General features: G+C 46.0%; 5 protein-coding genes. 1 reads left to right on the plus strand and 4 read right to left on the minus strand.

All coding sequences use genetic code 11. The features are described from left to right. Window positions 1-60: 60 nt before the first annotated feature. Window positions 61-447 (minus strand): hypothetical protein, encoded by a 387-nt coding sequence (locus C1X29_RS28025; RefSeq protein WP_102718931.1) that lies wholly within the window; start codon window positions 445-447, stop codon window positions 61-63. 630 nt (window positions 448-1,077) lie between these two features. Here C1X29_RS28025 and C1X29_RS28030 point away from each other — a divergent pair. After that, window positions 1,078-3,234 (plus strand): AAA family ATPase, encoded by a 2,157-nt coding sequence (locus tag C1X29_RS28030; protein ID WP_158247908.1) that lies wholly within the window; start codon window positions 1,078-1,080, stop codon window positions 3,232-3,234. A gap of 275 nt (window positions 3,235-3,509) precedes the next feature. Here C1X29_RS28030 and C1X29_RS29215 read toward each other — a convergent pair whose 3' ends face one another. The 3 genes from C1X29_RS29215 to C1X29_RS29560 all read right to left on the minus strand — a co-directional run. Next, complete coding sequence (locus C1X29_RS29215; protein ID WP_146023277.1) at window positions 3,510-4,361, minus strand: hypothetical protein; 852 nt, start codon at window positions 4,359-4,361, stop codon at window positions 3,510-3,512. A gap of 262 nt (window positions 4,362-4,623) precedes the next feature. After that, a complete protein-coding gene (locus C1X29_RS28035) occupies window positions 4,624-5,649 on the minus strand; it encodes a restriction endonuclease (protein WP_102718933.1) in 1,026 nt (341 codons plus the stop codon). Between the two features lie 192 nt (window positions 5,650-5,841). Continuing rightward, a partial coding sequence (locus C1X29_RS29560; protein ID WP_218275703.1) for a hypothetical protein occupies window positions 5,842-6,059 on the minus strand: 218 nt, incomplete at its 5' end.

Raw genomic sequence — 6,059 nt, forward strand, 5'->3', positions numbered from 1 at the left:
CCCCCCCTAAATCCCTGTGGACGCAAGCTTGCTCGCGAAGGCGCCAGAATTGGCACCAGCTTAATCAGCAGGTGATCCTGAGGTCTGCTTCACCGGCAATTGCAAATTATCCAACGCCCGATTCACCGCTAACTCCCCGAGCATGATCAACTGCGCAATGCCCACCAACGCCCGACGCTGCGAAGCCGGCACCAGACTGGCGATGTTCTGGGCAATGGTTTGGGCCGAAGCGAGAGTTTCACTGGCATCAATCAGCAGTTCTTCGTTTTTGTTGTCCGCAGTCACGGCATACATCCCGCGGGTTCTGCGTGGGGGCGGCGTGGAGCCGGGTGGACAGAGGTAATGGTCGAGCGCGCGGTCGGCGGCTTCGTGGAGTTTTCTGGAATCGGTGGATTCGTAGGGGGAAACCGAGTCGGTTTCGGGCGGGTTGGGTGTTGGTTTGATCATGGTGAAGCTCCATTTTTATACCTGGTGGAACCACCAACACCTGTCGCTAAACAAGTAGGGGTGGCAGCTGTACGCGGGTTAGCGAACCGAGAGGTATAAGACCCGGCAGACCCGAAGGTCTCCCACGCACAGCCACCATATCGTCATCGCAAATGTCTGCGACAAACGGGAGCGTCGTTGAACTTATACCTGGTCGGGTCGCTAAACCCGGTCGCTGGGTTGCCAGCGACACGTAGACGATAAAGACCAGGTACAAAGCGCACAAGCCGGCGGATTCTGGCGTAGCTGTAGGCAACGGCGCAAGGATATGTAGCCTGAGAGAGTGTCTGGAGATGTCGTTTTAAACGTTGGTGTTTATCGGGCCCCTCATCCCGTCTCGGATCTCTCAACAGATCCGTCCCCTTATGCCGGCCCCCCTATCTCACTTTGCACCTTGGAACCAGCCATTAGCGCGCTGACTAGGACATGCCTTGCGCGTCCCAATATATCCCGCCACTTTCCTCGCTTGCCTTTGGACAGTCCTTGATTCCCCCTGTCAAAAGACAAAGTGGCAGACATCCCCTTGCTCGCCTATGCTCCTCCTCGCCAACAGAGATGGCGCAAAGCCACTTAGCATTCTGGAGTTTCTTTATGATCACGGAATTGAATATAGATGGCGTCACCAGCTACAAATCCAAATCCACTTTTTCCCCAATTAATAAAACGTCGCTTATATACGGGCTAAACGGGGCGGGAAAGAGCACTATCTCCGAGTTCTTGTACAACCAAAACGCACCACAGTTTGTGAAATGCAGCTTAAAAACGAGCCAAGCTTGTGAAATTCTTGTATACAACCAAAGCTTTTTGAATGACTACTTTTACGAAGAGGATAATTTAAAAGGGATCTTCACCCTGTCGAAAGAAAACAAAGGTGCTCTCCAGCAAATCGAAGCTGAGACGAAAGAACTTGAGAAACACCTAACCGCTCAGCAAGAAAATGCGAGGTTAGCTGCCGAGACAGCCATAAAGCTCGAAGAAGCAAAGTCAAAGGCAAGTAGCAAGATTTGGGAAATTAAGACAACCTTCTCAGGCGGTGATCGTGTTCTTGAGTTCTGCCTAGAAAGCTTGAAAAGAACCGAACTCCTTTTTCAACATATTGTCAGTTTACCGCTACCGGAAAATGCGCCTGACTATACGGTTGAAGATTTGAAAGCAGAAGCATCATCTATTGAGGGAGAAGGTGCAGCTTCATTCACAACTTCCCCTATCCTTTCTGCTGGGTGGCTGAGTATTGAGAGAGACCCATTATGGTCGAAGATAATTGTTGGCAGCCAAGAGGGGTCGGTTGCCGAATTCATTACGAAAACTAAAAATTCTGACTGGGTGAAGCAAGGACTTCAGTACATTTCAGATGACGAGGATCCCCAAGCCTGCCCATTTTGCCAGCAAAAAACAATTACGAAACACATCATTGACTCTATACGACATGTCTTCGACGAGGCCTACGAGCAAGATATTAAAGAACTGGAGTTAATCAAAACTCAGTATGAGACACTAACCTCCAACCTGAACATTCAAGACATTTCAAATTCTCCGCTTGCTAAAAAAGAGCTTATAGATGCTTGGACTATCGCCTGTGAAGCCTTACGGGCATCAATACGGGAAAACATCTTGCACATTAGTAACAAAACCAAAAGCCCGAGCACGCCAGTGGTACTTACCGATACAAAATCCACCGTCGATCTGATCAACGAATTGATCAAGGGTCTGAACGAGATTATTGACGCCCACAATGACAAACTGGCTAACAAGAAAAAAACCAAAGACAATATAAGATCTCGTTTCTGGACGCTGATGCGCTGGAATTACGACCAGACGATTTCCGCCTACTCTCAGTCAGCATCTGCGCTAAAAGAAGAGACCAGTAAAATCAGCCAGTCTGCCATTAATATAGTTGCAGATGTCACGGCATCTAGCGGTAAGATCGCCAACCTTAGAAAACAGACGGTAAATATTGAAGAGTCAATTGAGAACATTAATTGCGGACTGTTGGAAATTGGCATCGATGGCTTTTCTGTGGTGCCGTATGGTGATAATTTTTACCGCGTATCTAGAACTACCGATCAAGCAAATGCCTTTCACTCGTTGAGTGAAGGTGAGAAAACGGTTATCAGTTTTCTCTACTTTATGGAGCTTTGTAAAGGACAGAAAACCGCCACTGCTGTCCCTCAAACTAAAGTGGTTGTGATTGACGATCCCATTTCAAGTCTTTCTCATCTCTACGTGTTCAATATTGGACAGTTAATCAAAAAACACTTCATAAATAGTGACCTTTACAAGCAGGTTTTTGTGCTGACTCATAGCTTGTACTTTTTCTATGAACTGACTCACACGAACCATAAAACCCGATCAGAGACTCAGCAACTATTCAGGGTTTATAAGAACAAAAACGGAAGCTCGGTAACCCCAATGAAATACGAGGAGATTCAAAATGACTACCAATCATACTGGTCAATCATAAAAGACCAGGCTGCGCCACCGGCGCTGATCGCAAACTGTATGCGGAACATCGTCGAATATTTTTTCAGTTTTGTTCAAAAAACGGACTTTAACAACGTCTTCCAAAAGCCAGCTCTGTCGGCTGAAAAATTCACAACCTTCTACAGATACATGAATCGAGAGTCACATTCTTTGGGCCAAAATATTTTTGACATAAAAGAATTCGATCATGAGGTTTTCAAAGACGGTCTGAGGTTAATCTTTGAAGGGTGCGGGTACTCCGAGCACTATCAAGCCATGAGTAAATAGCTAATAGGTTGAGGGGTGTTACCGAAAGGCGAACCCATAACTCTAATCTGCGGTTCGCCTTTCAGCCATTTCTATTAAGACAATTCTCCGCCGCATTCTCCTCAACCTGCGCGAGCCTGATCCATACTTGAACCTCTGGTGCTAGGCAGTTTTTTGTGAAAAGCGGTGTGAGTGGTGACTTTCAACCGAAAAAGCTCCCTGTCGAAAGCGTCTGGAGTTTACGGTGACTCATATTACTACGCAGCAGATTGCTAGGAATCTTAGTACTCGGAGACCTACATTCGGACATCTTCATGCCTGACGCCTCTAAGATTGCAGGCCATCAGACCTTGATACGGTCCTGAGTAGCCAGTAATTACGAAGTATCCTCTCAATCTATAAAACCCCCTCTGCCAGTAAAAAAAGCAACTTCCTAAAACATGTGATATGTGCACAGAGAACTCCGTACCTGTGCATTTATAACACGAAGGCTCCTCCCCATCTTCCAAATCTTCGAAACATTCTTCATAAGCTACAAAATATGGATTTGGCTCATCTATACTACCCTGAAAACTACTATCATCCATAGTCAGATTGAGAAAAACAATACCCTCATCATTCTCACAAATAAAACTTGAAAAAACCTTATAGTCTTCTATAGACGAAAGTACACCTTCAAATCTTGGCTTGCTTGGCATGGATTCCTTGTCTGGAAATCCAAGCAATGCTCGTAAGAAACCAGCTTGCGGAGCACTCACCGCACTCAATATATCACCACAATCATATACTGCAGTCTTGGAAATTGGGCTTTGGAATTTCAACTTCTCCTTGTCAGCCAATTGCATTAACTGACCTGTGACAAAAACAAAAGCTGTTACATCCGCCCGACTTACCTTATTCAAGTCTTTCAAAAATTTAGCTTCTATTTCTGAAAATGACTTGTATTCCTTGGTGGGAAAATAGCATGCAACCCTTAAAGTACCATCTGCACTTTGTAAGTCACGCCCTCCATCTGGCCCTCCAAGCGGGGCGACATTTGTCAACGGTGGATATACCCCCAAGCTCGAAAGAAAGGCGTTAACAAACACTTCAGCCTTCCCTGCCCCATCTGACCAAAGCCTGAGTTTAGATTGAATATCACTACGCATAGGGCTACCTTTCATAAACCTATTAACTTTACGCTTATGACAGAGCAGCTAATAGGAAGACATGCAAAATATAGAATTAATTTTTCAAATGATCACTTAAAAATCGCTGAATAGCGTAACTAATCCTAGATCAAATGACCGATGCTACCCGTCACCGCTCGTAACGGATCGCACATGCCAGCAAAAACTGAGGTTCAACCTCTGCTGCTTCATTTTTCAATTGAGAAATTTGAGATCGATAGCATCCCACCAAACTTCCATATCAGATCCTTACAATCCCTGTTCCGGGAGTCCGAAGGCGAGTGAGCCAAGCGTTCACGGCGTGTCGCTCAACAACCTGTATCGGATAACCTCGAGCACTGATGGTCGTTTGCGCGCCAGGACTCAACTCTGATGTTGTAACTATCATGCCGTACTCGGCACCCATAAATTGCACGTCCGCCGCAAGGCCCTTTATTATCACTTTCTCAACTTTTGCTTTCTGCCGCTTACACTGTATCAGACAGGTCGGTTTCGCATCCTCCGGTGTGTCTTGCTTCCACAATCGGACATCTACGCCATCGTCGTTAGTACCTGGACCGATTTCAACGCGAAACCCCTCCCTTTCGAAGTATTCCGCTGTGAGTTCTTCAAATTTTCGCCAGTGCATTTCTGCCAAGCGGTGATTATTGTTGGATAAATAATTTATAAATCGCTGGTCAATGAATGTTCCTTTTTCGGGAGCATCTAAGGCGCCAGTAAAGAGCGACTTGAGTTCTATAGTGCTGCTCCACTCATCGTATCTAGACAAAGAGTGAGGACTGATTCGCATGTGATGGTCGAAACCCCGAATATGCTCCATAGCCATATCCAAGCCAGTTCGTCCAAATTCCAAGGCGCAACGCTTCATAATTTGCGATGGATCTATCGATTTGCCACCACTTCTTGTAGTTTCTTCAATTATCTCCATCATCATTTGATTAAAAATAGCGCTTACACCCTCGTATATAGCCAGTAAACGAGGGTTGTGCTTGTATTTATGGTAGAGCTTGATCTGGGGAGGTATGCCATTTTCCTCGTCTTCTGTGTAGCCGATCCTGTGAAGCAACCGATAACAGATCGCCTCAAACTCCTCAGAGCGAATCCGCAAGCCACTCTTTTCAGACTGAAGTAACACATCTCCGAGATTGCGATGATCTCCGGAGAGGTGATCACATAGCTCTTGCATTGATAAAGCTAAGCCAACCTTTTGGCCCGCAATTTCAGATAGGTGATCGGCAAAAACGCCGGGTGAAAAATTCATGGCCATCGATTACTTCCTTGATTTGGCGATTGGCTAAAGGTGATAGGAAAATGCAAAGAGATTTTAGCAGTTCGATAATTTATAGAGCAAAATCTTATGGAGCACCAGCTTGAATTAGAGATTCGCATCTTGTCCGAATGTACGTTCAGATATCGGCAAAGAGTGCTTCAGTTTAGGCGGGAGGGGCATCACTGGTTCTTACCATAGGCGAACCAGTTCCACCCCAGCTATCGGCCGGTTGGGATTTTCACGACGATCCACTTCTGGCAGAAAATAACTAAAAACGTTCTTTACTTGCTCGCCTTCTTTTACCGTGGCGCTTGATCCTATATCCCAGATGGCACTATTCGAACTGAAGCGCCGAGACACTAACTTCCACCCTATAGTCAGGGCCTGGTCAGCGTCGGCAACACCAC

Source organism: Pseudomonas sp. GW456-12-10-14-LB2, from assembly GCF_002884345.1.
In the GTDB taxonomy this organism is placed as follows: Bacteria; Pseudomonadota; Gammaproteobacteria; order Pseudomonadales; family Pseudomonadaceae; genus Aquipseudomonas; species Aquipseudomonas paraglycinae.

Coding starts and splice junctions, on each gene's coding strand:
- C1X29_RS28035 (WP_102718933.1), bottom strand. CDS start 5,649: ATGGCCATGAATTTTTCACCCGGCGTTTTTGCCGATCACCTATCTGAA.
- C1X29_RS28030 (WP_158247908.1), top strand. CDS start 1,078: ATGATCACGGAATTGAATATAGATGGCGTCACCAGCTACAAATCCAAA.
- C1X29_RS29215 (WP_146023277.1), bottom strand. CDS start 4,361: ATGCGTAGTGATATTCAATCTAAACTCAGGCTTTGGTCAGATGGGGCA.
- C1X29_RS28025 (WP_102718931.1), bottom strand. CDS start 447: ATGATCAAACCAACACCCAACCCGCCCGAAACCGACTCGGTTTCCCCC.